The 25,818-nt window shown below is 73.9% G+C and carries 24 protein-coding genes; 11 read left to right on the top strand and 13 right to left on the bottom strand.

All coding sequences use genetic code 11. The annotated features are described in order from the left end of the window. Window positions 1–115 precede the first annotated feature (115 nt). Window positions 116–640 (bottom strand): gamma carbonic anhydrase family protein, encoded by a 525-nt coding sequence (locus DNK53_RS02495; RefSeq protein ID WP_110180706.1) that lies wholly within the window; start codon window positions 638–640, stop codon window positions 116–118. A 131-nt stretch (window positions 641–771) separates the two neighbouring features. Here DNK53_RS02495 and DNK53_RS02490 point away from each other — a divergent pair, with 131 nt between their 5' ends. Next, on the top strand, window positions 772–1,266 hold the full coding sequence (locus tag DNK53_RS02490; protein ID WP_162599725.1) for a hypothetical protein: 495 nt from the start codon (window positions 772–774) through the stop codon (window positions 1,264–1,266). Between the two features lie 58 nt (window positions 1,267–1,324). Here DNK53_RS02490 and thpR read toward each other — a convergent pair whose 3' ends face one another. Next, complete coding sequence (gene thpR, locus DNK53_RS02485) at window positions 1,325–1,900, bottom strand: RNA 2',3'-cyclic phosphodiesterase (RefSeq protein WP_110181362.1); 576 nt, start codon at window positions 1,898–1,900, stop codon at window positions 1,325–1,327. Between the two features lie 69 nt (window positions 1,901–1,969). Here thpR and DNK53_RS02480 point away from each other — a divergent pair, with 69 nt between their 5' ends. After that, on the top strand, window positions 1,970–2,647 hold the full coding sequence (locus DNK53_RS02480; RefSeq protein WP_162599724.1) for a hypothetical protein: 678 nt from the start codon (window positions 1,970–1,972) through the stop codon (window positions 2,645–2,647). Window positions 2,648–2,974: 327 nt separating this feature from the next. On the opposite strand, the gene DNK53_RS02475 is transcribed toward DNK53_RS02480, so the two are convergent. The 4 genes from DNK53_RS02475 to DNK53_RS02460 form a co-directional block, all read right to left on the bottom strand. Next, entirely contained in the window at window positions 2,975–4,087 is a 1,113-nt protein-coding gene (locus tag DNK53_RS02475; protein WP_110180703.1) for an ABC transporter ATP-binding protein, read from the bottom strand. A 12-nt stretch (window positions 4,088–4,099) separates the two neighbouring features. After that, a complete protein-coding gene (locus DNK53_RS02470) occupies window positions 4,100–4,993 on the bottom strand; it encodes a sugar ABC transporter permease (RefSeq protein WP_110180702.1) in 894 nt (297 codons plus the stop codon). Further along, on the bottom strand, window positions 4,993–5,901 hold the full coding sequence (locus DNK53_RS02465) for a carbohydrate ABC transporter permease (RefSeq protein ID WP_110181361.1): 909 nt from the start codon (window positions 5,899–5,901) through the stop codon (window positions 4,993–4,995). The genes DNK53_RS02470 and DNK53_RS02465 overlap by 1 nt, the downstream gene beginning before the upstream one ends. A 112-nt stretch (window positions 5,902–6,013) precedes the next feature. Next, window positions 6,014–7,309, bottom strand: a complete 1,296-nt coding sequence (locus DNK53_RS02460; RefSeq protein ID WP_110180701.1) for an extracellular solute-binding protein — start codon at window positions 7,307–7,309, stop codon at window positions 6,014–6,016. A gap of 148 nt (window positions 7,310–7,457) precedes the next feature. Here DNK53_RS02460 and DNK53_RS02455 point away from each other — a divergent pair, with 148 nt between their 5' ends. Together DNK53_RS02455 and DNK53_RS02450 are read left to right on the top strand one after the other, a co-directional pair. Further along, entirely contained in the window at window positions 7,458–8,483 is a 1,026-nt protein-coding gene (locus DNK53_RS02455) for a LacI family DNA-binding transcriptional regulator (protein WP_110180700.1), read from the top strand. 144 nt (window positions 8,484–8,627) lie between these two features. After that, window positions 8,628–10,469 carry a sensor histidine kinase gene (locus tag DNK53_RS02450; protein WP_162599723.1) on the top strand — a complete coding sequence of 614 codons (1,842 nt, stop codon included), beginning with the start codon at window positions 8,628–8,630 and terminating at the stop codon, window positions 10,467–10,469. Here DNK53_RS02450 and DNK53_RS02445 read toward each other — a convergent pair. Next, entirely contained in the window at window positions 10,353–11,072 is a 720-nt protein-coding gene (locus DNK53_RS02445; protein ID WP_110180698.1) for a VIT1/CCC1 transporter family protein, read from the bottom strand. The two genes, DNK53_RS02450 and DNK53_RS02445, sit on opposite strands and share 117 nt — an antisense overlap. A 159-nt stretch (window positions 11,073–11,231) precedes the next feature. Then, complete coding sequence (locus DNK53_RS02440) at window positions 11,232–12,377, bottom strand: acyl-CoA dehydrogenase family protein (RefSeq protein ID WP_110180697.1); 1,146 nt, start codon at window positions 12,375–12,377, stop codon at window positions 11,232–11,234. Between the two features lie 168 nt (window positions 12,378–12,545). On the opposite strand from DNK53_RS02440, the gene DNK53_RS02435 reads away from it, so the two are divergent. Beyond that, a complete protein-coding gene (locus tag DNK53_RS02435; protein ID WP_110180696.1) occupies window positions 12,546–14,306 on the top strand; it encodes a sensor histidine kinase in 1,761 nt (586 codons plus the stop codon). A 19-nt stretch (window positions 14,307–14,325) separates the two neighbouring features. On the opposite strand, the gene DNK53_RS02430 is transcribed toward DNK53_RS02435, so the two are convergent. Both DNK53_RS02430 and DNK53_RS02425 read right to left on the bottom strand, forming a co-directional pair. Continuing rightward, window positions 14,326–14,835 (bottom strand): DUF4333 domain-containing protein, encoded by a 510-nt coding sequence (locus DNK53_RS02430; protein ID WP_110180695.1) that lies wholly within the window; start codon window positions 14,833–14,835, stop codon window positions 14,326–14,328. A gap of 9 nt (window positions 14,836–14,844) precedes the next feature. Continuing rightward, complete coding sequence (locus DNK53_RS02425) at window positions 14,845–15,537, bottom strand: NAD-dependent deacylase (RefSeq protein ID WP_110180694.1); 693 nt, start codon at window positions 15,535–15,537, stop codon at window positions 14,845–14,847. Window positions 15,538–15,689: 152 nt separating this feature from the next. On the opposite strand from DNK53_RS02425, the gene DNK53_RS02420 reads away from it, so the two are divergent. Both DNK53_RS02420 and DNK53_RS02415 read left to right on the top strand, forming a co-directional pair. Continuing rightward, a complete protein-coding gene (locus DNK53_RS02420) occupies window positions 15,690–17,489 on the top strand; it encodes a sensor histidine kinase (protein ID WP_110180693.1) in 1,800 nt (599 codons plus the stop codon). Window positions 17,490–17,548: 59 nt separating this feature from the next. Beyond that, window positions 17,549–18,001, top strand: a complete 453-nt coding sequence (locus tag DNK53_RS02415; protein ID WP_162599722.1) for a DUF6973 domain-containing protein — start codon at window positions 17,549–17,551, stop codon at window positions 17,999–18,001. Here DNK53_RS02415 and DNK53_RS02410 read toward each other — a convergent pair. Both DNK53_RS02410 and DNK53_RS02405 read right to left on the bottom strand, forming a co-directional pair. Then, entirely contained in the window at window positions 17,988–18,758 is a 771-nt protein-coding gene (locus DNK53_RS02410) for a DNA alkylation repair protein (protein ID WP_204163713.1), read from the bottom strand. The two genes, DNK53_RS02415 and DNK53_RS02410, sit on opposite strands and share 14 nt — an antisense overlap. Window positions 18,759–18,809: 51 nt before the next feature. Next, window positions 18,810–19,772, bottom strand: a complete 963-nt coding sequence (locus tag DNK53_RS02405) for a 1,4-dihydroxy-2-naphthoyl-CoA synthase (protein WP_110180691.1) — start codon at window positions 19,770–19,772, stop codon at window positions 18,810–18,812. 57 nt (window positions 19,773–19,829) lie between these two features. Here DNK53_RS02405 and DNK53_RS02400 point away from each other — a divergent pair, with 57 nt between their 5' ends. The 4 genes from DNK53_RS02400 to DNK53_RS02385 all read left to right on the top strand — a co-directional run bounded on the left by DNK53_RS02400 (window position 19,830) and on the right by DNK53_RS02385 (window position 25,177). Beyond that, the gene (locus DNK53_RS02400; RefSeq protein ID WP_110180690.1) at window positions 19,830–21,944 is read left to right on the top strand and encodes an elongation factor G-like protein EF-G2; all 2,115 of its coding nucleotides are present in this window, start codon (window positions 19,830–19,832) and stop codon (window positions 21,942–21,944) included. Between the two features lie 60 nt (window positions 21,945–22,004). After that, window positions 22,005–23,222, top strand: coding sequence for a cysteine desulfurase-like protein (locus DNK53_RS02395; RefSeq protein ID WP_110180689.1), 1,218 nt, complete (start codon window positions 22,005–22,007; stop codon window positions 23,220–23,222). A 10-nt stretch (window positions 23,223–23,232) separates the two neighbouring features. Further along, on the top strand, window positions 23,233–23,691 hold the full coding sequence (locus DNK53_RS02390; RefSeq protein WP_162599721.1) for a GNAT family N-acetyltransferase: 459 nt from the start codon (window positions 23,233–23,235) through the stop codon (window positions 23,689–23,691). A 157-nt stretch (window positions 23,692–23,848) separates the two neighbouring features. Then, complete coding sequence (locus DNK53_RS02385; RefSeq protein WP_110180687.1) at window positions 23,849–25,177, top strand: HNH endonuclease signature motif containing protein; 1,329 nt, start codon at window positions 23,849–23,851, stop codon at window positions 25,175–25,177. Here DNK53_RS02385 and DNK53_RS02380 read toward each other — a convergent pair. Then, complete coding sequence (locus tag DNK53_RS02380; RefSeq protein WP_110180686.1) at window positions 25,155–25,814, bottom strand: nucleoside/nucleotide kinase family protein; 660 nt, start codon at window positions 25,812–25,814, stop codon at window positions 25,155–25,157. The two genes, DNK53_RS02385 and DNK53_RS02380, sit on opposite strands and share 23 nt — an antisense overlap. Window positions 25,815–25,818: the final 4 nt, after the last annotated feature.

The raw sequence follows: 25,818 nt of genomic DNA, 5'->3' as shown, positions 1-25,818 counted from the left end.
CCCACTCGAGCCCGCTGCTTCGGACAGTCCCCCGCGTTCCGACCGTGCGCACCCGCGTGTCGTTGGTCAGAACGCGGGGGACTGTCCCGTGGCGGCGGTGAGTCGGGGCGTCCGCTCAGGCCTCGCGGAGGCCGTCGCGGTGGCGACGCGCCAGCTCCTGGTAGTACGGCGGGTTGGCCTCGACCCAGAACTGCGCGCCGGTGCCCTCGAGCGCCTTGCGCACCGTCGCGGGCGAGCCCGCGGCGAGCATCCCGCCCTCGACCTGCGTGCCCGGCGTGACCAGCGACCCCGCGGCGACCATCGCGCGGTCGCCCAGCGTGGCGCCGTCCAGCGTCGTGCTGCCGTTGCCCAGCAGGGCCTCGGTGCCGATCGTCGCGCCGTGCACGATGCAGGAGTGGGCGACCGTCGCGCCGGGGCCGATCTCGACGACCGAGTCGGGGGTGCCGTGGACGACCGAGTTGTCCTGCACGTTGGCGCCCTCGCGGACGACGATGGTGCAGATGTCGGCGCGGAGCACCGCGCCGTACCAGACGCTGGCGCCGCGTTCGACGCGCACGTCGCCGATCAGGGTGGCGGTCGGGGCGACGAACGCCTCCGGGTGGACCTGCGGGGCCTTGCCCTCGAACTCGTAGGCGAACATCCGCTCATCCTGCCAGTCCACCGGTCGGTTCGAGGGCCGCGGGCGCGGCCCCGCACCCGATAGTGTGCGCGGCCACGAGGGAGAACCGCGGGGGCCTGGCTGGGGCCGCCGCACGAGCAGGGGAGAGCTCGATGGGGAGAACGGTACGACGGTCGCGCGCGCGTTCGCGCCACGGACGACCGGGGCGGCTGCCGGGCGGGGTGCTGGCCCTGGGGCTGGCCGGCGTGCTGGCGGGCGGGCTGGCCGGTTGCGGCGGGTCGGGCTCGGTCGCGGCCGGCACGGCGCAGGGCTGCGGGGAGTGCGAGGAGGAGGTGGCCGAGATCCGCTCGGCGGTGGAGGGGCTCGACGGGGTGGCCGACCTCGTCGAGGTCGCCTACACGCACGGCGACTACAAGTCGGGGCCGCAGCTCGCGGTCGACCTCCAGGTCGCCGACCCCCCGGGGGAGGAGGTCGCCGAGGAGGTGGCCAAGATCGGCTGGCACAGCGGGATCCGCGAGCTGGAGTCCGTCACCGTCACCCGCCGCACCCCCGCCGGCGAGGAGCTCGAGCCGATGTTCTGGCTGATCGCCGGTGGCCCCGAGATCGAGGAGCGCACGGCCGCCAAGTGGGGCCCGCGGGACGGCTGACCCCAGCGGTCGCACCCGCAGCCACCGGTGGCGTCGAGGTCGGTCGGCGTCGGCTCGGTCAGCGGCCCACCGGGAGCTCGGCGAGCACCTCGTAGCGGGGACGGCGACGCGGCCCCTCGCCGAGGTGGGACCGGACCAGGGTGAGGGTGTCGACGGTCCAGGGCGGGCCGGCGTACGAGTCGAGCAGCCGCACCCACGGCGACACCTCGGTGGGCCGGCGCAGCCGCGCGAGCGTCACGTGGGGCCGGAACCGCTGGCCGTCGACCGCGATCCCCGTCCGGGAGGCCGCGGCCCGTGCCCCCTCCGCCATCCGGCGCAGCTCGGTGGCGCCCGGGTCGTCGAGCTCGAGGCCCGCCCAGAGCACCCTGGCTCCGGCGACGTGGGGGAAGGCGCCGCCCCCCGCGACCCGCGTCGGCACCTGGGAGCGCCGGCCGGCCGCCCGCTCCAGCCGCTCCAGCAGCTCGTCGAGGTGCCGCTCGGCGGCGTCGGCGAGGAAGGCCAGGGTGACGTGCAGGTGCTCGGGCAGCGACCACCGCAACCCCTCTGCGCGCGCCGCCCCGCGTCGTACGTCGAGGAACGCGTCGAGGTCCTCGACCACCTCCGGCGGCGGCACCGCCGCCACGAACAACCGCATGCCCCCAGTGTGCCGACCACCCCGGCGGCGGGGCGCGCCCGCCGGGCCGGGCACCGGTACGGTCGCCCCGTGGCTGCTGACCTGTTCCTCGCCCTCGGTGGCGTCGCGCTGCTCGGCGCCACGGTCGTGGTCAAGCTCGGTGCCCACCGGCGGGGCGGCGCCGGCGACCGGCGCCTGGCGTCGGAGGCGGCCCGGAGCCGGGAGAGCACGCGCGCGCTGGCCGCCCGACTTTCCTGGCGGGTGCAGGAGGAGGGGCTGGCTGATCGGAGGCCGCCCGAGCACCTGGCCGCCGAGCTGGCCACGATGACCCACTGCCTCGCGGTGGTGGAGGGTGACGACTTCGTCGCCGAGACGTGGGCGGGCCACGAGCGGAGGCGGGGCGCCGCCCTCGCCCACGGGCTGGTGCAGCACGTGCTGCGGATCGCCGCCCCGGGGGTGACCGGCTCGCAGGTGGTCGCCCCCGTCCCGGGCCCGTACTCGCCGGTGCTCCTCCCTCGGGCCTTCAAGGGCAGGGTGGTCGGCCCTGTGGTCGGCCCCGGGCACGACCCGGTGCTGGCCGGGGGCGACGTCGCGGGGGTCCCTGAGGCGCTGGCCCCGCTGGTCCCCGCGTTGCTCGCCGAGCGCTGCCTGCTGGTGACGCTCCCGGGAGAGGTCGTGCTGACCTCCGTGGGCGAGCCCGAGGCCGCGGGGCTCGAGCGGCGGCTCGCACTCGGCCGGGACGCGGCCGCCTGGCTCTCCCGTCCCTGACCCCTCCCTGTCTGTCCCCCGGGCCCCGACCCGGGAATCCCCGCTCAGGCGGGGATCGCTGAAGTTCGTGCCCTCTGCAAGGCCCGCCAAGCAACAGGAACCCCAGCCAAGTTTCGATCCGCGTGGCCGCTGGGACATCGGAGGACGGCGGTGGCGGCTGACCGCGCAGGCTTACGCCGGCCGGCACCGACGGCGTACGACGGGACCCGCGGTTGCCCTGAATCCGCCGAACTTGGCGCGGCTTCCTGCGGGTTGGCGGGCCCTGCAAAGGGCACGAACCTCAGGAACCCCCGCTCAGGCGGGGATCCCACGCCCCCCCGCAGCAGGTCAGTGGGTGGGGAGGGCGGCGCCGGTCTCGACGTCGAAGGCGTGGAGCCCGCCGGGCTCGACGGTGAACCAGACGGTCTCGCCCTTCTGCGGGACGCCGCGGGGTGGCAGCCGGACGACGACGTGGTCGGCGCGCAGGTCGTCGCCGACGAGGTCGCCGTAGAGGAAGGCGTCGGAGCCGAGCTCCTCGACGACGAGGGCCTGGACGGCGAAGGAGCCGGGATCGCCCTCGGAGGCGGGGAGGAGCGCCTCGGGGCGGAAGCCGACCTGCACCTGGCCGGCGGCGCCGACGGCCTCGACCGTGGAGCGGGGGAGCGGCACCAGGCCGTCGCCGATCCGCGCGTGGCCGTCGACCACGGAGAAGGTGCCGAGGTTCATGGCGGGCGAGCCGATGAAGCCGGCGACGAACGCGTTGGCGGGCTTCTCGTAGAGACCCAGCGGGGTGTCGACCTGCTGCAGCAGCCCGTCCTTGAGGACGGCGACCCGGTCGCCCATCGTCATCGCCTCGACCTGGTCGTGGGTGACGTAGACGGTGGTCGTGCCGAGGCGGCGCTGGAGGGAGGCGATCTGGGTCCGGGTGGAGACCCGGAGCTTGGCGTCGAGGTTGGAGAGCGGCTCGTCCATGCAGAAGACCGACGGCTGCCGCACGATCGCCCGGCCCATCGCCACCCGCTGCCGCTGCCCGCCCGACAGGGCCTTAGGCTTGCGGTCGAGGTAGTCGGCGAGGTCGAGGATCGCGGCCGCCTCCTCCACCTGCTTGCGGACCGTCGCCTTGTCGACGCCGGCGATCTTGAGCGCGAAGCCCATGTTCTCGGCGACCGTCATGTGCGGGTAGAGCGCGTAGTTCTGGAAGACCATGGCGATGTCGCGGTCCTTGGGGCGCAGGTGGGTGACGTCGCGGTCCCCGATGAGGATCTGGCCGGCGTCCACCTCCTCCAGGCCCGCGAGCATCCGCAGGGAGGTCGACTTCCCGCAGCCCGAGGGGCCGACGAGGACGAGGAACTCGCCGGCCTCGATGTGCAGGTCGAGGGCGTCCACGGCCGGCCTGTCGGAGCCGGGGTAGATCCGGGTGGCGCCGGAGAAGGTGACGCTGCTGCTGGTGCTCGTGCTCATCGGGCTGGGGTCCTATCCCTTGGTGCCGCCGGCGGTCAGGCCGGCGACGAGGTGCTTCTGGGCGAAGAAGAAGACGAGGGCGGCGGGGACCGTGATCAGCACGGCCCCTGCGGTGAGGCTGTCCCACTGGGGGTTGAAGCGCGGCACGAACTGCTGCAGCCCGGCCCCCAGCGTGAGGTTCTCGTCGGTCTGGATGAAGGCGATCGCGTAGGCGACCTCTCCCCAGGCGGTGAGGAACGTGTAGAACGCCGTCACGGCCAGCCCGGGGCGGGCGAGCGGCAGCACCACGCGGTAGAAGGTGGCGAACGGGCCGAGCCCGTCCAGCGCCGCCGCCTCGTCGAGCTCCTTGGGGATGGTGTCGAAGTAGCCGCGCATCATCCAGGCGCAGAACGGCACGGCCACCGTGCAGTAGGCGATGATCAGGCTGAGCTTGGTGTCGATCAGCCCGAGGTTGGCCATGATCGTGTAGATCGGCACGATGAGGATCGCCACCGGGAACATCTGGGTGACGAGGAAGACCCACATCAGCCCGCGCCGTCCGGGGAAGTTGAAGCGGCTCATCGCGTAGCCGGCGCTCGCCGACATCGTGATGCCGATGACCATCGTGAACGCCGCCACGACGGCGCTGTTGAGGAACCACCGCGGGAAGCTGGTCTCGGTCAGCACGTGCACGTAGTTGTCGAACGACGGCTCGACGAAGAGCGTGATCTCCGAGCTCTGGATGGCGTAGCCGGGCTTGAGCGAGCTGAGCACCACCCAGACGATCGGGAAGAGCGCCACCAGCACCGCGAGGCCCAGCGTGCCGTGGAGGGCCACGGACGCCAGCGGGGAGCGGGTACGCCGCGGGCGCGGGGTCGCCGCCCGGGTGTGGGCCCCGGCGTCCTGGGCGAGGGTCGGGTCGGCCATCACCACACCTCTCCCTGCGAGCGCAGGGCCCGCCGGTAGGTCGCCGCGAAGACCAGCAGCAGCGACAGGATCAGGACGCCGTAGGTGGCGGCCAGCGAGTAGTTGCGGACGCCCTCGAAGGCGGCCCGGAAGGCCCCGGTCACGAGGATCTCGGACTCGCCGGCGGGCTGGCCGCCGGTGACGAAGAAGATCACCGGGAACATGTTGAAGGTCCAGATGGTGCCGAGCAGGATCACGGTCGCGCTGATCGGGCGCAGCCCCGGCAGGGTGATGTGCCGGAACCGCTGCCACGCGGAGGCGCCGTCCATCTCGGCGGCCTCGTAGAGGTCGGCGTTGATCGACTGCAGACCGCCGAGGATCGCCACCATCATGAAGGGCACGCCCATCCAGATGTTGGTGGTGATGGCGGTGAAGAGCGAGGTCCAGCGGTGGGAGAACCAGTCCACCGGGTCGAGGCCGACGGTGGTGAGCAGGCTGTTGAAGAGCCCGAAGTTCTCGTTGAAGAGGAAGCGCCACGCGAAGGCGGCGACGAAGCCCGGCACGGCCCACGGCAGGATCAGCAGCACGCGGTAGAGCCCGCGGCCGCGCATCGGCCGGTTGAGCATCACGGCCAGGCCGAGGCCGAGCAGGTAGTGGAACGAGACGCACGCGAAGGTCCACACCACGGTGTTGGTGAACCAGAGCCAGAAGCGGCCGCGTTCGCCGGTGACGACGTCGACGTAGTTGTCGAGCCCGACGAACTTCGCGGCGTCGGGGTTGGGCTTGCAGGTCTCCCCGCCGCCGAGGGTCTTGGTGCAGACCTCGCTGCGCTGGTTGGACTCGTTGAGGTCGGTGAACGACTGCCAGATCCCCTGCACGAGCGGGAAGCCGATCAGCACCGCCAGGACCACGACGGTCGGGAGCACCATGGCCCACGCGTACCAGTGCCGGTCGAAGGACCGGCGGAGCCGGCCCCCCCGGGAGGGGGCCGGCTGCGCGTGGTCCGGCGTGGGGCCGGGTGTGGAGCTGAGCGTCACGAGGTCACTGGGCCTCGTAGTCGGGGACGACCTCGGCCTTGAAGGTCTCGGCGACCTCGTCGAGGGCCTTCTTCGGGTCCTGGCCCTGGACCAGCACCTTGACCGCCATCTCGTCGAGCGGCGCGAAGAAGAGGCCGCCCTCGGGGATCCACGGCCGCGGCTGGGCGGCGTCGAGCGCACCCTGCCAGGCGGAGACCTTCTCGTTGTCGCTCAGCAGGTCGTAGGCGTCGGCGTTGCCGGGCAGCAGGCCCAGCTCCTCGGCGACGTAGGCCTGGCTCTCGGGGGAGGCCATGAACTCGACGAAGGCGAGGGCGGCGTCGGCCTTGGCCTCGTCCATCCCGGACCAGACGACGTAGTTGTGGCCGCCGACCGGCGCGCCGGCCTGCTCGCTGCCGCCGGGGACCGCGGCGATGCCGAGGTTCTCGAAGCCGCCGAACTTCGGGTCGCCGGCGATGTTGGCGACCTCCCACGGGCCGTTGACGATCATGCCGACCTTGCCCTCCTTGAAGAGGGTCATCATCGTGCCGTAGGAGTCCGACGCGTTGGGCTTGGCGGCCGTGCCGTCCTTCACCATCTGCTGGGCCACCGTGAGGCCCGCGACGTTCTCCTCGGAGTTGACCGTGATGGTCTCGGCGTCGACGTCGAGCAGGTCGCCGCCCTCGCCGTAGAGGAACGGGAGCATGAAGTAGCCGGCGGCGTTGAGGTAGATGCCCTCGACGCCCGCCTTCTGCTGGAGCGCCTCGGAGGCCTCGCGGACCTCGTCCCAGGTGGTCGGCGGGGCCTCGGGGTCGAGGCCGGCCTTCTGGAAGAGCTCCTTGTTGTACATCAGGCCGAGGGTGTCGGTGACCTGCGGGACGCCGTACGTCGAGCCGTCGTACTCGTTGCTCGACAGCGGCGTCTCGAGGAAGTTGCCCTCGAGCGCCGCGGTGCCGTCGAGCGCGTAGAGGTAGCCCAGCGAGGCGAACTCCGGCACCCAGGCGACCTCGGCGCGGAGGATGTCGGGCGCGCCCGAGCCGGAGCTGGCGGCGGTCTTGAACTTGTTCTGCGCCTCGCCGAAGGGGACCGACTGGTAGTTGACCTCGACGTCTGGGTACTCCTCGTTGAAGCGCTTGATCAGCTCCTCGAACGCGGGCGCCTCGTTCTCCGGGTCGGAGGTGTCCCACCAGGTCAGCTCGGCGGACAGCGACTGGGGGTCGGGCTCGTTCTGTTCCGAGCTGTCGTCCGAGTCCGAGCCGCAGGCGGCCAGGACGAGGGCGAGGGCTGCGGTGCCGGCGACGGCGGCCGCGTGGGTACGACGCATGGGTGCTCCTCGGATGGGCTGGGTCGACCGCGCGGACGGAGCCGCGTGGAGTTGTTGCTAGTGTGACGTGTGTCACGGCGTGCTGGCAAGATCCCTGCAAGAACTGGAAAGTCTTGCAGCATCGCCGTGCAAGGAGTTTCATACCACCATGGCAACCCTGGCGCAGATCGCGGTCGAGGCGGGCGTCAGCGAGGCCACCGTGTCCCGCGTGCTCAACGACAAGCCCGGCGTCAGCGACGCCGCCCGGCAGCAGGTGCTGGCCGTCCTGGACGTGCTCGGCTACGAGCGCCCCTCGCGGCTGCGCCGGCGCAGCGCGGGCCTGGTCGGCCTGGTCGTGCCCGAGCTGGAGAACCCCGTCTTCCCCCTCTTCGCCCAGGTGATCGAGGACGCGCTGGCCCGGCGCCGCTACACCCCCGTGCTCTGCACCCAGTCGCCCGGCGGGATCTCCGAGGACGAGTACGTCGAGTCCCTGCTCGACCACGGCGTCGCCGGGATCGTCTTCGTCTCGGGCAAGCACGCCGACACCGCGGCCGACCACCAGCGCTACCAGAGCCTGCTCGACAAGGGCCTGCCCTGCGTCTTCGTCAACGGGTACGTCGAGGGGCTGGACGCGCCGTTCGTCTCCGTCGACGACGTGGCCGCCATGGAGCTCGCGGTCAGCCACCTGGCCCAGCTCGGCCACACCCGGATCGGGCTCGCGATCGGCCCGGTGCGGTTCATGCCGTCGGCCCGCAAGCGGGCCGGCTTCGTGGCGGCCCTCGGCCGGGCCCTGGGCCTGTCGGAGGCCGATGCCCGGGAGTGGATCGAGGAGGGCCTCTTCACCGTCGAGGGCGGCGCCGCGGCCACCCGCAACCTGCTCGACCGCGGCGCCACGGCCGTGGTCTGCGGGTCGGACCTGATGGCGCTCGGAGCGGTCCGCGAGGTCCGCGAGCGGGGGCTCGAGGTGCCCGGCGACGTCTCCGTGGTGGGCTTCGACGACTCCCGCCTGATCGGCTTCCTCGACCCGCCGCTCACCACGGTCCGGCAGCCGGCGGCGGCGATGGGGGCGGCCGCGGTCGCCGCGCTCGCCGACGCGATCGACGGGCAGCCCGTCCCCGCCCACGAGTACGTCTTCGAGCCCGAGCTGGTCCTGCGCGCCTCCACCGGCCCGTGCCGCCCGTCCCGGGACGTGTGACCTACCTCCCGCCTCGGCTCGGGTGAATCGCCGGACGGCGGGCGCGCCCGGGTGCTCTCATGGTCGAGGCCCCGTCGTGTGCGGGGCCACCGCCGTGCCGCTCGGGACACGTGCGGACGAGCTCGTGGAAGTGTCGAGATGCGGATGGGTCCCCCTGGCTGGCTGACGCGCCCCCTCGCGGTGCGCCTGGCCCTCGTCGCCGCGGCCGCGGTCGCCTCGGCGTGGTCCCTCGCCGGCCGCGAGGCGCCGCTCGCGCTGTCGGGGGGCGTCCTGGGCGTCCCCACCGCGTTCGTCGCCGCGGCCTTCTCCGTCGACGCCGCCGCCCACCACCGCGGGCGCGGACGCCTCTCGTGGGCGCTGATGGCGGCCTACCTCACCCTGTACGGCGGCGCCGACCTGCTGGTCCGGGTGGGCGCCGAGACCGGCTCCGCCCTGGCCACCGGCACCAGCGACGTCGCCTACCTCCTGGCGTTCGTGACCGGCGCCGTGGCCCTCCTCCTCTACCCCGCCGTGCGCTGGCAGAGCGGGATGTGGCGGCCCGTGCTGCTGGACGCGCTGGTGCTGGCGACGGGGCTCGTGCAGCTCGTCCACACGTTCGTCCTCGGCACGGTCTACGGCTCGTCGGTGGACGTCACCATGCGGGTGATGCTGACGGTCTACTCGCTCGGGTCGGGCCTCGCGGTGTCGCTGGCCTGCCTGCTGCTGCTCCGCAGCGCCGGCCCCCGTCGCACCGACGTCGTCCTCGTCGGCCTCGCCTTCACCGCGTTCGCGGTCGGCGACAGCGGCTACGCCCTGGCGGTGGCCCGCGGGGTCGACCCCTCGTGGGGGATCGACGTGGGCTACTCCCTCGGACCGCTGCTGCTGGCCGCCGCCGCGGCCGTGGCCAGCACGCGGCCCACGCCGCTGCGGACCTTCCGGCGCCACCTGGACGGCGGGCTCTCGCCCGTGCTGCCCGATCTGGTGGCCCTCGGGGCGCTGGCCGCCGCCGTGGCGCTCGCCCCGCGCGAGGCGGGCTCGGTGCTTCTCGGGGCGTTCACCATCGCGGTGGTCGGCGTCCGCCAGCTCGTGCAGACCCAGGACGCCTGGCGGCTCCGCGGGGTGCTCGAGGCGCGGGTGGCCGACCGGACCCACGAGCTCGCCGAGCTCACGGCCGCCTACGAGAAGCTCGACTCGATCAAGAGCGAGTTCGTCACCGCAGTCAGCCACGAGCTGCGCACCCCCCTCGCGGCGATCCGGGGGTCGCTGGAGATGCTCGAGGACGGCGACGCCGGCGCGCTCCCCCCGACGGCCCTGCCAATGATCTCCCGTGCCACCCGGGGCAGCGAGCGGCTCTCCCGGCTGGTCGACGACATCATCCACCTCGAGCGCCTCGAGAGCGGCAGCTTCGGCTTCGCCCCCGGGGTGCACGACCTCGGCACGCTGGTCGGCGAGGCCGTGCACTCCCTCTGCTCGCTGGCCACCGAGAGGGAGGTGAGGGTCCGTCTGCTGACGAGCGAGGTCGAGGCCCGCTGCGACGCCGACCGGGTGGTGCAGGTCCTGGTCAACCTCCTCGGCAACGCGCTGAAGTTCTCCCCCGCCGGCAGCGAGATCGAGGTCTCCTCCCGGGTCGACGGCGACCACGTCCTGGTCTCCGTCGCGGACCAGGGCCGCGGCATCCCGGCAGACGAGCTCGAGCGGGTCTTCGACCGCTTCCACCAGGTCGGCATGGACGACAGCCGCCAGGGCGGCGGCACCGGCCTCGGCCTCACCATCAGCCGGCGCATCGTGGAGCGGCACGGCGGCCGGATCTGGGCCGAGAGCGTCGAGGGCCGGGGTGCGACCTTCCGGTTCACCCTGCCGCTCGCGGAGTCGGGGGACGACGGAGCGGCCTCAGTCGAGGTAGACGCCGAAGAGGTTGCCGACCACGTTCGTGACGACCATGGCGAGCAGCCCGCCGGCCACGGTGCGCGCCACCGCCCGCAGCGGTGGGCTCCCGCCCAGTCGTGAGCTGATCCACCCCGTCAGGGCCAGGGCGGCCGCCACGGAGACGCCGGTGAACCAGACCCGCTGCTCGGCAGGGGCGAAGGCGATCACGAGCAGCGGCAGGAGGGCGCCCAGCACGAAGGCGATCATGGAGGCCCACGCGGCGTGCCAGGGGTTGGTCTGCTGCTCGGGGTCCAGGCCCAGCTCGATCTCGGCGTGCGCCGCCAGGGCGTCGTGCTCCGTGAGCTCCTCGGCCACCTGCTCGGCCAGGCGGGCGCTCAGCCCTCGCCCCCGGAGCAGGCCGGTGAGCTCGGCGAGCTCCAGCTCGGGCTCGGTGCGCAGCTCCTCCGCCTCCATCACCAGCTGGGCCCGCTCGGTGTCGCGCTGCGTGCTGACGGAGACGTACTCGCCGGCCGCCATGCTGATCGCGCCGGCCACCAGGCCCGCGACCCCGGCGAGCACGATGGCCCGGGTGTCGTCGGTGGCCCCCGCGACCCCGGCGACCAGCCCCGCGGTCGACACGATCCCGTCGTTGGCGCCCAGCACGCCCGCCCGTAGCCAGTTCAACCGGCTGGCCAGGTTGACGCCGTGGGGCTCGCCCGCGTGGGACTCGTCCAGTCTGCTCACGCCGTCATCCCACCCGTCGCGCGCGTGCCGCGCAAGCAAGGAGAGCCTCCGCTGACCCCGGGACGTGGGTCGAAATCACCGGGGCCCCGGTGATCCCAGCAGTTCCTGACAGGTGCAGCAGTCAGGAACCGACAGGACCTCCGGGGCCAGGTGAACGTGTCAGAGACCGAGGTCGCGGGCGATGAGCATCTTCATGATCTCGTTGGAGCCGGCCCAGATCTTGGTGACGCGGGCGTCGCGCCAGGCGCGGGCCACGCGGTACTCGTTCATGTAGCCGTAGCCGCCGTGCACCTGCAGGCAGTGGTCGAGGACCTCGGACTGCACCTGCGTGGCCCACCACTTCGCCTTCGCGGCGTCGACGGCGGTCAGCTCCTTGCGGGTGTGCTTCATGACGCACTGGTCGATGTAGGCCTCGGTGACCTCGACCCGGGTGACCAGGTCGGCCAGCAGGAACTGCGTGTTCTGGAACTTGCCGATCGGCTGGCCGAAGGCGACCCGGTCCTTGGCGTACTGGATGGTCTCCTCGAGGATCTGCTTCGCGTGCGCGACGCCGGTGATCGCGGTGCCGAGGCGCTCCTGCGGGAGGAACTGCATCATCGAGATGAAGCCGGTGTCGAGCGGGCCCACGAGGTCGTCGTTGCTGACCCGGACGTCCTCGAAGGAGAGCTCGGCGGTGTCGGAGTCGTCCTGGCCGACCTTGTCCAGCACCCGCCCGACGGAGAAGCCGGGAGTCCTGGTGTCGACGGCGAAGAGCGAGATGCCCTTGGCCTTCTTCTCCGGCGCGGTGCGCGCCGCGACCACGACGATGTCGGCGGAGCCGCCGTTGGTGATGAAGGTCTTGGAGCCGTTGATGATCCAGTCGTCGCCGTCGCGGACGGCCGTGGTCTTGAGGTTGGCGAGGTCGGAGCCGCCGCCGGGCTCGGTCATGCCGATCGCCAGCACCGTCTCGCCCGTGGCGACGCCGGGCAGCCAGCGCTTGCGCTGCTCCTCGTTGGTCAGGTGCACGAGGTAGGGAGCGGTGATGTCGGCGTGGATGCCCACGCAGGAGGGGAGGGTCATGTTGACCTTCGCCAGCTCCTCGGTGAGGACCGCGTTGAAGCGGTAGTCGCCGGCGTCCACGCCGCCGTGCTCCTCGGGGATCTCGAGGCCCAGGAGGCCCTGCGCCCCGGCGTCCAGCCAGAACTGTCGGGTGAGCCCGTGGTTCTTCTCGTACTCCTCCAGGTTCGGGACGACCTGTCGGTCCAGGAACTCCTTGACCGAGGCGCGGAACGCCTCGTGGTCCTCGTCGTAGATCTCGCGCGTCATGCCGCACAGGTTACCCGTCGGTCAGGACTGTCGCCGCCCGTCGAGACGGCTACAGTCCGGGTGGGGAGGTTCAGGCACGAAGCCTCCAGTACGACGCCGGGGGGCGTCGGCCTTCCGGCGCGAGCCGGCATGCCGGTGCGGGCGCTGAGGCGCAGGGGAGTGTGGCCAGTGCGGGAGATCGACGCGGAGGAGCGCGAGGCGCCCTCCCGGGCCGGGGCATGGGGCGGCCCGCGGGACCGGACCGCCCTGCAGCTGATCGCCGAGGACGTCGTGGCCCGCTCCGGGTTCGGCGTCTGCACCATCGAGGTGCTGCGCACCGACGGGCTGCTCGAGACGGTGGCCGTGGCCGGGCCCGCCGCCGTGGCGGGACGCACCCCGGGCCGCGCCGTACCGCTGGAGTCGACCGGCTCCGACCTGGACGTGGGCGCCACCTTCGGGACGCTGACCTTCGTCGCCGCCGAGTGGTCCGGCGCCGCCGACGGCCCGGTGCGCGGCGACGGCTGGCGGCGGGGCGACGTGCTGGTGGCCCGACTCACCGACGACACCTCCGCGCTGCGCGCACTCCTGCACCTCGACGAGCCCGTCGGCGGGAGGCGCCCAGTCGGCGAGGAGCTGCGCGCGCTGTCCGACTCGCTGCAGCTGGCCTTCCGGGCGGTCGTGACCACCGTCGAGCGAGAGGCCCTGGCCCAGCAGGTCCGGATGGCGCAGGCTGCGCGCACGATGATCCGCTCCGCCAGCGGCCGGCTCGAGCTGCCGGAGCTGCTGGACGCCGCCACCCACGAGCTGCGGGACGCCTTCCGCGCCGAGCGGCTCCAGATCGAGGTGCGCCCGCCGCCGGGGGAGGACGCCACGGACTACGGCGTCAGCCCCGACTTCTACCTCGAGCTCGAGCAGGCGCTGCACCGGGTCTGGCGGCGGGAGGGGGTGCTGATCGCCGAGCCGGGGCAGGTGTGGGGCGACCCCGAGCTGGCCCCGCAGCACCGCGAGCTCCTCGCCCGGAGCCTGCGGGAGCAGGGGCTGGGCAGCCTGGTCCTCGTCCCGATCGGCACCGCGCGCCAGCTGCTGGGGGCGCTGCTCATCCATCGGCGGCTGGGCGAGCAGCGGTGGACCGACTCCGAGACTGTCGCCGCGCTCGACGTGGGCCGAGACCTCGCCGCCGCGATCCTGCAGGCCCGCGCCCTGGAGAGCGAGCACGCGCTGCACGCCGAGCTGCGCCGCACCGACGAGTACCGGCGCGAGCTGGTCTCGACCGTCTCGCACGAGCTGAAGAACCCGATCGGCGTCCTGCTCGGCCACGTCGAGATGCTGGGCCTGGAGGACGACGCGGGCGCCGAGCTGGCGGCCGGACGGGCGGGCGTCAGCCTGCGGGCCATGGCGCGGGCCGCGCGCCGGCTGCAGGTGCTGGCCGACGACCTGCTGACCATGAGCCGGCTCGAGCAGCCCGGGGCGGGCGTCCGTCCGCCGCTGCCGATCGACCTGGCCCGGGTGCTGGCCGAGGCGGTGGACGACCTCGCCCTCGAGGTCGAGCAGCACCGGGTGACCCTGGTGGTCGAGGCGGCGCCCGAACGGGCCACCGTGCTCGGCGACGCCGACGACCTGTTCCGGGTCTTCGTCAACGTCGTGGGCAACGCCGTGAAGTACTCCGACCCCGGAGGCACCGTGCGGCTGTGCCTGGAGCCGCACGTCGGCGGGATGCGGCTCACCTGCACCGACGAGGGGCTGGGGATCAGCGAGGCCGACCAGGCCCGGCTCTTCTCCCACTTCTTCCGCTCCACCAACCCCCGGGCACTCGCGCGCCCGGGCACGGGGCTGGGCCTGGCGATCGTGCAGCGCGTCGTCGAGCAGCACGGGGGCCGGGTCGAGCTGGAGTCCGAGCTGGGCCGGGGGACCACCGTGCGGGTCTGGCTCCCGGCGGCGGCCGGCGACTGAGGACGGGACCGACCGCCGGTCAGACGACCTTCCAGGAGAAGCCGATCCGCAGGCCGTCGACCCGATTGACCTCCAGCTCGACCTCGCCCTCCTCGCCGCCCGCGGTGGCGGTGCAGCGGGTGGTCTCGCCGGTGACGCCGTCCAGGTCCTCGGGGCAGTCGAGCCCGTCGACCTCGATGCCCTGGTCGGCGAGCTGCAGGGTGAGCGTCTCCTCCAGCACGTCGCGCTCGAGGAACGGGGTGGTCTCCCAGCGGACCTCGTCGTCCTCCACCTCGGTGGTGGTGAACCGGATGCCGGTGCGCGACTCGCCGTCGTCGACCGTGCAGGTGGCGGTGGCGTCGACCTCGGCCTCGAGGTCCTCGGGGCAGTCGATCTCGAGCTCCGTGCCCTCCTCGTCGGGGGTGACTCCCTCGCTCACCTTCTCCTCGAGCGTCGAGGCCTCCACGACGCCGGGACCGGTGCTGCAGGCCGTCAGCAGGGCGAGGAGGGCGAGGGAGGCGGCGGCCGGGGCGGCGGGGCGGGAGCGCATGGGGAGCAGTCAAGCAGGTTTGCGACCCGACAGGACCTCCTCGACCCACGCCGGGACCAGCTCGGTGGCCGGCCCCTGCCGGGCCCGCCGGAAGTCCCCCGCCCCGACGCTCGCGTCGAGGTTGAGCTCGAGGGTGTCGCGCCGGGCCCAGTGGACGAAGGCGGCGGCGGGGTAGACCTGCCCCGAGGTGCCGATGGCGACGAAGAGGTCGCACTCCCACAGCGCCTCCTCGACGAGGTCCATCCCGTGGGGCACCTCCCCGAACCAGACCACGTCGGGGCGCAGCGCCGGGCGCTCGCAGGTGGGGCAGGGCGGCCGGTGCCCGAGGGGCTCGTGCCACTCGTGGCGGGCGTCGCAGGCGGTGCACCGGGCGGCGCGGAGCCGGCCGTGCATGTGGTGGACCCGCCGCGACCCGCCGCGCTCGTGCAGGTCGTCGACGTTCTGGGTGACCAGCAGGAGGTCCTCGCCGAGCGCCTCCTCCAGCCGGGCCAGGGCCCGGTGGGCCGCGTTCGGCCGGACCCGGCCGAGCGCCGCGCGCCGCTCGTCGTAGAACCGCTGCACGAGGTCGGGATCGGCCTCGAAGGCCTCCGGCGTGGCGACCGTCATCGGGTCGTGGCCCTCCCAGAGGCCGTCGGCGTCGCGGAAGGTCGGCACCCCGCTCTCCGCGGAGATCCCGGCACCCGTCAGGACGACGATCTTCATGCGGACTTCCTCATGAACCAGTCCTACCAGCCCTCTCCCCGGTAGGCTCCCGCCAGGGGGAGACCGGCTCGAGGACGGTCCCGATCACGTCGCTGGCCCACTCGTCCGGGAGGGGTCCTGGTCAGCCGAGGACCAGGGAGTCGAGGGCGCCCATGAGCCGCCGGCAGGAGACCGAGGTCGTCCGCACCCGCCGTACGTCGTGGGGCGGGGCGGCGGACCGCGAGCTGCTGCAGCGCATCACCGCCGACGTGGCACGCCGGGCCGGCTTCGCCGTCTGCGCCCTCGAGGTCCTGCGCCACGACGGCATGCTCGAGTTCGTCGCCATCCACGGCAGCCCCGACGGGGCTGCCCGGCTGCTCGGCCAGGGCTCGCCGGTGGGCGTGATGACCCCGGTCCTCGCCTGCGGCGCCGAGTGCGGTGCCTTCACCTTCGTCGCCGCCGAGTGGCTCACCGACGAGGCCGCCGCCCAGCTGCTCGCCTACGCGCACGTGCCCGACCTGCCGCCCGCCGCGACGGACGACGCCTGGCACGCCGACGACATGCTCGTCGCTCCGCTGCGAGGCCGGGACGGCGAGCTGCGCGGGATGCTCTACCTCGACGAGCCGCTCAGCGGCCGGCGCCCGACCGCGCGGCAACTCCTGGCCCTCACCGACGAGCTGGAGCTCGCCTTCACCGCCGTCGTGAGCGCGGTGGAGCGCGAGGTCCTGGCGCAGCGCTACCGGATGGGCCACGTCTCCCGTGCGGCGATCCGGGCCGTCGACAGCCAGCTCGGGGTGGCCCAGCTGCTGGAGAGCGCGCGCTCCCGGCTGCGCGAGGGGTTCCGGGCGGCCGACCTGCACGTCCGCGTGTTCGGCGTCGACGGCGCACCGGACGAGCACACCGAGGTGTCGGCGTACGCCTCTCCCGAGCTGCTGGCGGCCGTGGAGGCGGCGGCGCGGCGGGCGCACGAGGCGCGGACCGTGGCGATCGTGGAGAGCGAGGCCGTCTGGGGGGCCGACGGGCTGGAGCCGCACGACGTCGAGCTGCTCCTCGACGTGGTCGGTCGCCACTCCCTGGCCGCCGTCGTCGTCGTCCCGGTGGCCGCCGGCGGTCGCCTGCTCGGCCTGATGGCGATCGTGCGGGACGCCCAGCGGGAGCGCTGGGCGGAGTCGGAGAGCACCGCGGCGCTCGACGTCGGCGAGGACCTCGGGCGGGCCGTCCTCGACGCCCTGGCCTTCGAGAAGGAGCAGCGGCTCAACGCCGAGCTGCGCCGGGTCGACGAGTACCGCGCCGAGCTGATCGCGACCGTCGCCCACCAGATGAAGAACCCCATCGGGGCGGTCCTGGGCCACCTCGAGATGCTCGAGGACGACCCGGCGGTGCCGGAGGCGCTCGACGGCCCGCTCGGCGCGATGTCGCGGGCGACCGGGCGGCTCGAGCAGCTGGCCGAGAGCCTGCTGACCCTGAGCCGAGTGGGCCGCCCCGACGCCGCGGCCCGGGGGCCGGTCGACCTGCGGGCGCTGGTGCTCGACGCCTGCGAGCAGGTCGCGGTGGTCGCGGGCCGCGCCGGGGTGCGGGTCGAGGCCGACGTGCCGGACGCAGGGGGAGCCGACGGTGCGGGGACCGTCGTCACGGGCAGCGCCGACGACCTCGGCCACGTGGTGACCAACCTGCTGAGCAACGCGGTGAAGTACTCCGACCCGGGGACGACCGTCCACGTCCGGCTGGCACCGGCGGGCGACGAGGTGGTGCTCGCCGTCGCCGACGAGGGGCTCGGCATCTCGGAGACCGACCAGGCGCGGCTCTTCACCGAGTTCTTCCGCTCGGCCGACGTCCGGGCCCAGGGCCGCCCCGGCACCGGGCTCGGCCTCGCCATCGTGCGCCGCGTCGTCGACCGGCACGGCGGGCGCATCGAGGTCGACTCCACCCTCGGGGTCGGCACCACCTTCCGGGTGACCCTGCCCCTCGGTTGAGCCCGGCCGGTCCGTCTCAGGACGGCGCGCGGTCCGGGACGGCGGGCGTGCAGACGGGCGTGCAGACCGAGGCGGTCCAGGCGAGGGCGGTCCTTGTGCCGACGTCCGGCGAGTACGCCGAGCCCGACCCGCTGGCGGTGCAGTACTCCGCCTGCGTGAGCGCGGTCGGGGCCACCGGCTTCTGGGTCTGCGCGGGGGCGGGCATCTCGGCGAGCATCGCGAAGACCGCGTCGGAGGAGCTGTTCCCGACCACGCAGGTCGGCGGCACGGGCGACGCGTTCCGGCACTGCTACTGGAGCGCCCTGCTGACCATCGACTTCGGTGCCGTCCGTGCCGAGAAGGTGACCACCAGCTACGAGGACGTCGCGCTGAACGACGAGCCGTTCCGCAGCATGGACCTGGCGAACAACGCCACGGGTCGCCAGGTCGGCCTCGCCCAGCGGACCAACGCGAGGTCGAAGGAGCGGTGCGCCTCGCTGGCGCGGACCGGCGGGCTGGTCACCGTCTCCTGAGCTCGGCCCGCAGGCCCGGGTCGAGGTGCTCGGTGGCGTAGGAGAGGGCGGTGCGGCCCATCCGGGGGGCGTGGGCCCGCAGGAAGTCGACGAGCGTCTTCCGGTCGACCCGCTTGCCCACCTCCCGGAGCATCCAGCCGGCGGCCTTCTGGACCAGGTCGCGCCGGTCGTCGAGGACCGCGGCCGCCGCGACGAGCGCCGGTCCGGGGTCGCCGGCCTTGGTGGCGGCGAAACTCGCCATCACCCCCGCCCGGCGACGCCAGAGGTCGGGGTCGGCGAGGAGCTCCTCGACCACGTGCGCACCGCCGTCCTCATCGCCCTCGCCGCCGTCCTCGCCGCCGGGCGAGGTCCGCAGGTGCTCGCCGACGAGCCACTCCGCGGAGACGTCGACGAGGTCCCAGCTGTTGACCCGTCCCGCCCGCAGGGCGTCGAGGTAGAGCGCGTGCAGCCGCGCCCGCAGCGCGGGGTCGGCGGTCCGCGGGCGCAGCGCCCGCCTGAACGCCTCGACCGCGACGACCAGCGCGGCGAGCCGGTGCTCGTGCTCCCGGTCGTCGAGCAGGGCGCGGACCTCGGCGAGCGGCAGGTCGGCGTACCGCCGCGCCACCGCCCGCACCGCGGGCACCCGGACGCCGACGAAGACGTCCCCCTCGCCGTACCCGCCCGGCCGGACCTGGAAGAAGCGCGCCAGGTGGGCCGCGTCGACCGGGTCGGCCCGCTCGGCGAGCGCCCTCCGCACGTCGGCGGCCGTCGGCTTCACGGGCCCGGGCGTCACCGGCTCAGGAGCACCGGGCACCGGTGGAACCAGGGCTCAGTAGTACCAGGGGTAGGGCGACCAGTCGGGCTCGCGCTTCTCGAGGAACTGGTCGCGCCCCTCCTGCGCCTCGTCGGTCATGTAGGCCAGCCGCGTGGTCTCGCCCGCGAAGAGCTGCTGGCCGACGAGCCCGTCGTCGAGGAGGTTGAAGGAGTACTTGAGCATCCGCTGCGCCGTGGGCGACTTGCCGTTGATCTTGGCGCCCCACTCGAGCGCCACCTTCTCGAGCTCGGCGTGCGGGACCACCCGGTTGACCGCACCCATCCGGTGCATCGTCTCGGCGTCGTACTCCTCGGCGAGGAAGAAGATCTCGCGGGCGAACTTCTGCCCGACCTGACGGGCGAGGTACGCCGACCCGTAGCCGCCGTCGAAGGAGCCGACGTCGGCGTCCGTCTGCTTGAAGCGAGCGTGCTCGGCGCTGGCGAGCGTGAGGTCGCAGACGACGTGCAGGGAGTGGCCGCCGCCGGCAGCCCAGCCGGGGACCACGCAGATGACGACCTTGGGCATGAAGCGGATCAGCCGCTGGCACTCGAGGATGTGCAGCCGCGCCAGCTTGGCCTTGTCGATGACGCTTGGCTCCTCGGCGCCGGTGTCCTGCGCGCTGACGTCACCGTCGGTCGAGCTCGTCGAGACCTCGTACTGGTAGCCGGCCCGGCCGCGGATCCGCTGGTCGCCGCCGGTGCAGAAGGCCCACTTGCCGTTCTTCGCGCTGGGCCCGTTGCCCGTGAGGATGACGCAGCCGACGTCGGCGCTGGTGCGGGCGTGCTCGAGGGTGCGGAGCAGCTCGTCGACGGTGTGCGGCCGGAAGGCGTTGAGCACGTCGGGGCGGTCGAAGGCGATCCGCACGGTGCCGTGCGCCTTCGCGCGGTGGTAGGTCAGGTCGGTCAGGTCCTCGAAGCCCGGGACGACGTCCCAGTCCGTCGGGTCGAAGATCTCGGAGACTCCGTCGATCGCGCTCATGGCCGCGAGGCTACCGGGGGTCTTGCGGCGACGGCCCGGCAGGAGTTGGGTGTCGTCATGGCGGAGCGGCGCACCCCACGGCAGGCACGCGACCAGCAGGAGCTGGCGGCCCGGGACCCCGCCCGGATCCGCAACGTCGTCCTCGTGGGTCCCCCCGGGGGCGGGAAGACGACCCTGGTCGAGGCCCTGCTGCTGCACGCGGGCGTGCTGGGCCGGGTCGGCACGGTCGAGGACGGCACGACGGTCAGCGACCACGAGGAGTTCGAGAAGGCCCACCAGCGCTCCGCGGCGTTGTCGGTAGTCCCGCTCGTCCACCGCGGCACCAAGGTCAACCTCCTCGACACCCCCGGGTACGCCGACTTCGTCGGGGAGGTGCGCGCCGGCTTCCGGGCCGCCGACGCCGCGCTGCTCGTCGTCCCGGCCGACGCCGCCCCGGAGGGCGCGCTCGACGAGCCGACCCGCCAGCTCGCCCGCGAGTGCCTGGTCGCCGAGGTGCCGACGGCGGTGGTGGTGACCAAGCTCGACCACGCCCGGGCGGACCTCGACGGGGTGGTGGCCGCCCTGCGCGACGTGCTGGGGGAGCGGGTGCTGCCGCTCTTCGAGCCGCTCCGCGACGGGGGCCGGGTCACCGGGCTGCGCCACCTGCTCGCCCCCGGGTCGGCGACCCCGGAGGTCGCCGCCGCCCACGACCGGCTCGTCGAGGCGCTCGTCGAGGAGGCAGAGGACGATGCGCTGCTCGACTCCTACCTGGGCGGCGAGGAGATCGCCGAGGAGGCGCTGGTCGCCGACGTCGACGCCGCCATGCAGCACGGCGCGTTCCACCCGCTGCTGCCCGTCTGCGCGACCACCGGGGTGGGGCTGGCCGAGCTGCTCGACCTGGTCGTCGCCGGCTTCCCCGCACCCGCGGAGCGCCGGTCGCCCGAGGTCTTCACCCCGGCCGGGGCCGCCGCGCCGCCCCTGGTCGCCGACCCCGACGGCCCGTTGGTGGCCGAGGTGGTCCGCACCAGCAGCGACCCCTACGTGGGCCGGGTGAGCGTCGTCCGGGTTTTCTCGGGCACCCTGCGACCCGACCAGCCGCTGCACGTGGCCGGGCGGGGGTGGTCGTTCCTCGGCGAGCACGGCCACGCCGACCACGACGCCGACGAGCGGGCGGGGGCGCTCACCCACCCCTTCGGCGGCCAGCTGCTGCCCGCGACCGCGCTGGTCGCCGGCGACGTGGGCTGCGTGAGCCGGCTGACGACGGCCGAGACGGGCGACACCCTCAGCGCGCCGGAGGAGCCCCGCGTGCTCCGGCCCTGGTCGCTGCCCGACCCGCAGCTGCCGCTCGCGGTCGAGGCCGCGACCCGCTCCGACGAGGACCGCCTCTCCGGCGCCCTCACCCGGCTCGCCGCGGAGGACCCGAGCCTGCGCGTCGAGCGGAACCCCGAGACCCACCAGGTGGTGCTGTGGGTGCTCGGCGAGGCCCACGCCGAGCTCGCGCTCGACCGCCTGGCGGTGCGGTACGGCGTACGCGTGGTCCAGCGCGACCTGCAGGTGCCGCTGCGGGAGACCCTCGCGGGGCCCGCGCGGGGGCACGGGCGTCACGTGAAGCAGTCGGGCGGCCACGGTCAGTACGCCGTCTGCGACGTCGAGGTGGAGCCGCTGCCGGCGGGCGCGGGGTTCGAGTTCGTCGACCGGGTGGTGGGCGGAGCGGTGCCGCGGCAGTTCATCGGCTCGGTGGAGAAGGGGGTGCGGGCGCAGATGGCACGCGGCGCGCGGCTCGGCTACCCGCTGGTCGACCTGCGGGTGACGCTCGTGGACGGCAAGGCCCACAGCGTCGACAGCTCCGACGCCGCCTTCCAGGCCGCCGGGGCGCTCGCCCTGCGCGAGGCGGCCGAGGCCGCGGGGGTGGTGGTGCTGGAGCCCTACGACAAGGTCGCGGTGCTGGTCCAGGACACGGCGGTCGGGGAGACGATGAGCGACCTCTCGGCCCGCCGCGGGCGCCTCCTCGGCACCGACCAGGTGGCCGACGGACGCACCCTCGTGCTCGCGCACGTGCCCCAGGTCGAGCTGGTCCGGTACGCCGTCCACCTGCGGGCGGCGACCCACGGCGCCGGCACCTTCACCCGCGAGTTCGCCCACCACGAGCCGATGCCCGAGGAGCTGGTGGGCTCGGTGGCGCGGCGCGACTGAGCCCCCGGGTGTGGCGAGCCGTCGCGGAGCTCTCCGGGAGGCGTCGGGGAGGATGACGCCATGAGTGCTGCCCCCTCGTCCGACGCGACCTTCGACGTCGCCCGCGTCCGCGCCGACTTCCCCGCCCTCGCCTCGGGCGTCGCCCACTTCGACGGCCCCGGTGGCAGCCAGGTGCCGCGGCAGGTCGCCGACGCGGTCGCCGCGACGCTGACCGGCGGGCTGGCCAACCGCGGCACCGTGACCGCGGCCGAGCGGCGGGCGGAGGACGTCGTCCTCGCCTCCCGGGCGGCGGTCGCCGACCTGTTGGGCTGCGACGCCCGCGGCGTCGTCTTCGCGCGGTCGATGACCCAGGCGACGTACGACGTCTCCCGCACGCTCGCCCGCCAGTGGCGGGAGGGCGACGAGGTGGTCGTGACCCGGCTCGACCACGACTCCAACGTCCGGCCGTGGGTGCAGGCCGCCGAGGCGGTCGGGGCGCGGGTGCGGTGGGTCGACTTCGACCGCGCCACGGGCGAGCTCGACGTCGAGGGCCTGGTCGCGGGGCTGACGGAGCGGACCCGCCTCGTGGCGCTGACTGCGGCCTCCAACGTGCTGGGCACCCGCCCCGACGTGCGCCTGGTGGCCGACGCGGCCCGCGCGGTGGGGGCGCTCACCTACGTGGACGCCGTCCACCTCGCCCCGCACGCGCCGCTCGACGTGGCCGACCTCGGCGCCGACTTCGTCGCCTGCTCGCCCTACAAGTTCTTCGGCCCCCACCACGGCCTCGTCGTCGCCGATCCCGCGCTGCTGGAGACGCTGCGCCCCGACAAGCTGCTGCCCTCCTCCGACGCCGTGCCGGAGCGGTTCGAGCTCGGCACGCTGCCCTACGAGCTGCTCGCCGGGACGACCGCCGCGATCGAGTACGTCGCGGGGCTGGCCTCGTCGGCGGCCGACCGGCGCACGCGGGTGCTGGAGTCGATGCGCGCCGTCGAGGAGCACGAGGAGCGGCTCTTCGGCCGGTTGGTGGCGGGGCTCAAGGGGCTCGGCCGCGTGCGGCTCCACGGCGCTCCCGCCCGCCGCACCCCCACCGTGTACTTCTCCGTCGACGGCGTCACCGGCCGCGAGGTGCACGAGCGGCTGGCGACGCTCGACGTCAACGTGCCCGCCAGCCACTTCTACGCGATCGAGGCCTCCCGGCACCTCGGTCTCGGGGACGAGGGTGCCGTGCGCGCGGGGCTCGCCCCCTACAACGACGCTCGCGACGTCGACCGGCTGCTGGACGGGCTCGCGGGCCTCTGACGTGCTGTCGGTGACGCGGGTCGGGCCGACCGACTGGGAGCGGCTGCGTCGCGTGCGCCTGGCCTCGCTGGCCGAGTCGCCCGAGATGTTCGGGTCGACTCTTGCCCGCGAGGAGGCCTTCGACGAGGCGGAGTGGCGGCGGCGGGCCGCCCGCCCGGCCACCTTCCTGGCCACCTGTGACGGGGAGGACGTCGGGATGGGCGGGGTCTACGAGGTCGACGGGACCTGGACCGTGGCGGGGATGTGGCTCGCGCCCGACGCGCGCGGAAGCGGGCTGGTGGACCTGCTGCTCGGGGCCTGCGAAGAGGTGGTGCGCGCCGCCGGCGCCCACCGGGTGCAGCTGGGCGTGATGGAGGACAACCCGAGGGGGCGGCGGGCCTACGAGCGGAACGGCTACGCGCCGACGGGCGAGCGCGTGCACGTGCGGGACGGACGCCACGAGGTGATGCTGGGCAAGACGCTTGGGTAGCCGTCTGGACTTTTTTCAAACACCTGTCCACAGGCTGGACTCGGGCAGTTCCTGGCGCCCGTCTTGTCGGCGGCGGCTGGTTGAGTGGGGGTGTCGGCAGGTTCATCGGGGGTCTGCCACGGGCGGCGGTACGGCGTCGGGGACGGGGGTCCGTGGCATGTGGGAGCAGGCGGGTGGTGAGCACCCGATCACCCGCGCGGTGGCGATGATCGACGCCGCGCTCGACCTCGCCGCGTCTGCTGACCCGATGTACCTCTCCGCCCAGGCTCAGAGGGACGCGCTCCTGAATCTGACCCGGGCCGTCGACGGGGTCGAGTCGCTGCGGATGCGGGTCATGGGTGCCGTGGGGGCGCCGGGTGGGGTCGCGGAGACCGACGGAGCCCGGAGCGTCGCGGGGTGGTTGGACGCCCGGGCGCGGACCGGGTACGCCGCCGGCCGGTCCGCGGAGAAGCTCGGCGAAGCCTTGGCGTCCCGCTGGCACCTGGTCGCCGAAGGGCTCGTGTCGGGTGCGGTGAACCTCCCCCAGGCCCGGGTGATCGTGAAGCCCCTGGACAACCTCGTGGTCGACCCACTCCCCGGAGAAGAAGTGCCCGCCGAGGTCCTGGCGAAGGCCGAGGCGCACCTGGTGCAGGCGGCCGGGAAGTTCAACCCCAAGCAGCTGGAGACCCTCGGCGCGAAGATCCTGCAGACCGTCGCCCCCGACACCTGCGACGAGCACGAACGCAAGCTGCTGGAACGGGCCGAACGCCGGGCGAACGCGGCGACGAGGTTGACGATCCGCCGCCGCGGCGACGGCGCCTCGAATCTCAGGGGCGTGGTCCCCGACCACGTCGCGGCCCGGCTCAAGACCATCCTCGAGGCCTGGACCTCACCCAAGCAGGACGACGGCAAGGCCGCGGGTGCGGCGACCGGGTGGCACCCCTTCTCCCACCTCGACCCTGCGACGGGTGAGCGACTCCCGCAGGAGCGGTTGCAGGGGCTGGCGTTCTGCGCGTTCCTCGAGGCCGCCGACCCCGCCCGGATCCCGGCGCACGGGGGTGCGGCCACCAAGGTCCTGGTCACCCTCGACTACGAGAAGCTGCGCGACCAGCTCGGCACGGGGTGGATCCTCACCAACGGCGAGGACCTCACCGAGGTCACCGCCCACACCGTGCGGCGGATGGCCTGCCAGGCCGAGATCATCCCCGTCGTCCTCGACAGCGACGGGGTGCCGTTGGCGATGGGCCGCACGAGCCGGTTCTTCAAGACCTGGCAACGCGACGCCCACATGCTCACCCACCAGACCTGCCAGACCGTCGGCTGCTCGGTCCCCGCGCAGTGGTGCGAAGCCCACCACGGGGGTGAGAACCCCTGGGTCGGCGGAGGGAACACCGACCTCGACGAGCTGGTCCTGCTGTGCCCCTTCCACCACCACAAGGCCCACGACCCCGGCTACACCACCCACAAGCACGCGAACGGCGACATCAGGTTCCACCGCAGGACGTGAGTCGGCGGATCTGGACGAGCACGGCGTCGACCACCTGGCTCACGGGGCGGTCCGCGTCGACGACGGTGAAGGTGGGCCACTCGGGGAGGGACCGGTAGGCGGCGTCCGCGGCCTCGAGCCACCCGAGCTCGTCGACGTCGCGGCCGCGCGCCACCAACCTCTCGCGGGCCACGACCGGGTGGACGTCGAGGAAGACGACCAGGTCGGGCGTGGGCAGGCGCGCGTACCGGCGCCGCGCCGGGGCGTCGTCGCTGCCTCGGGCGCGCATGGCGGCGTACTGGCAGGGAGCCCACCGGTCGAGGACGGCGACGCGGTCACCGGGAAGCCGGGACCAGGTCGTGGCCGTGCGCATCACGCCGTGCCGGAACCGCTGCTCCACCGCCTCGAGCCGGCGGGTGCCGAGCCAGGCGTGGGCGTCGGGGTGGCCGAGGCGCCGGGCCAGCCAGTTGAGCGGCGGGCGGCCGCCGGCGTTCTCGAAGGAGCGGACACGTGCGGCACGGGGGGACCAGGAGGAATGGGAAGAGCGGGTGGAGCCGCGTGTGCCGGGTTCCGCCCCCAGGGTGCGGGTCAGCTCCTTTGCGACCGTGGTCTTGCCCGAACCGTCGATCCCCACGAGCGCGAAGAGCCGACTGGTCACCCGA

This window comes from Nocardioides solisilvae, assembly GCF_003194625.1.
GTDB classification, from domain to species: Bacteria; Actinomycetota; Actinomycetes; order Propionibacteriales; family Nocardioidaceae; genus Nocardioides; species Nocardioides solisilvae.
Note: the sequence above shows the minus strand (reverse complement) of the source record. Positions and strands in the feature narration are given on the sequence as shown.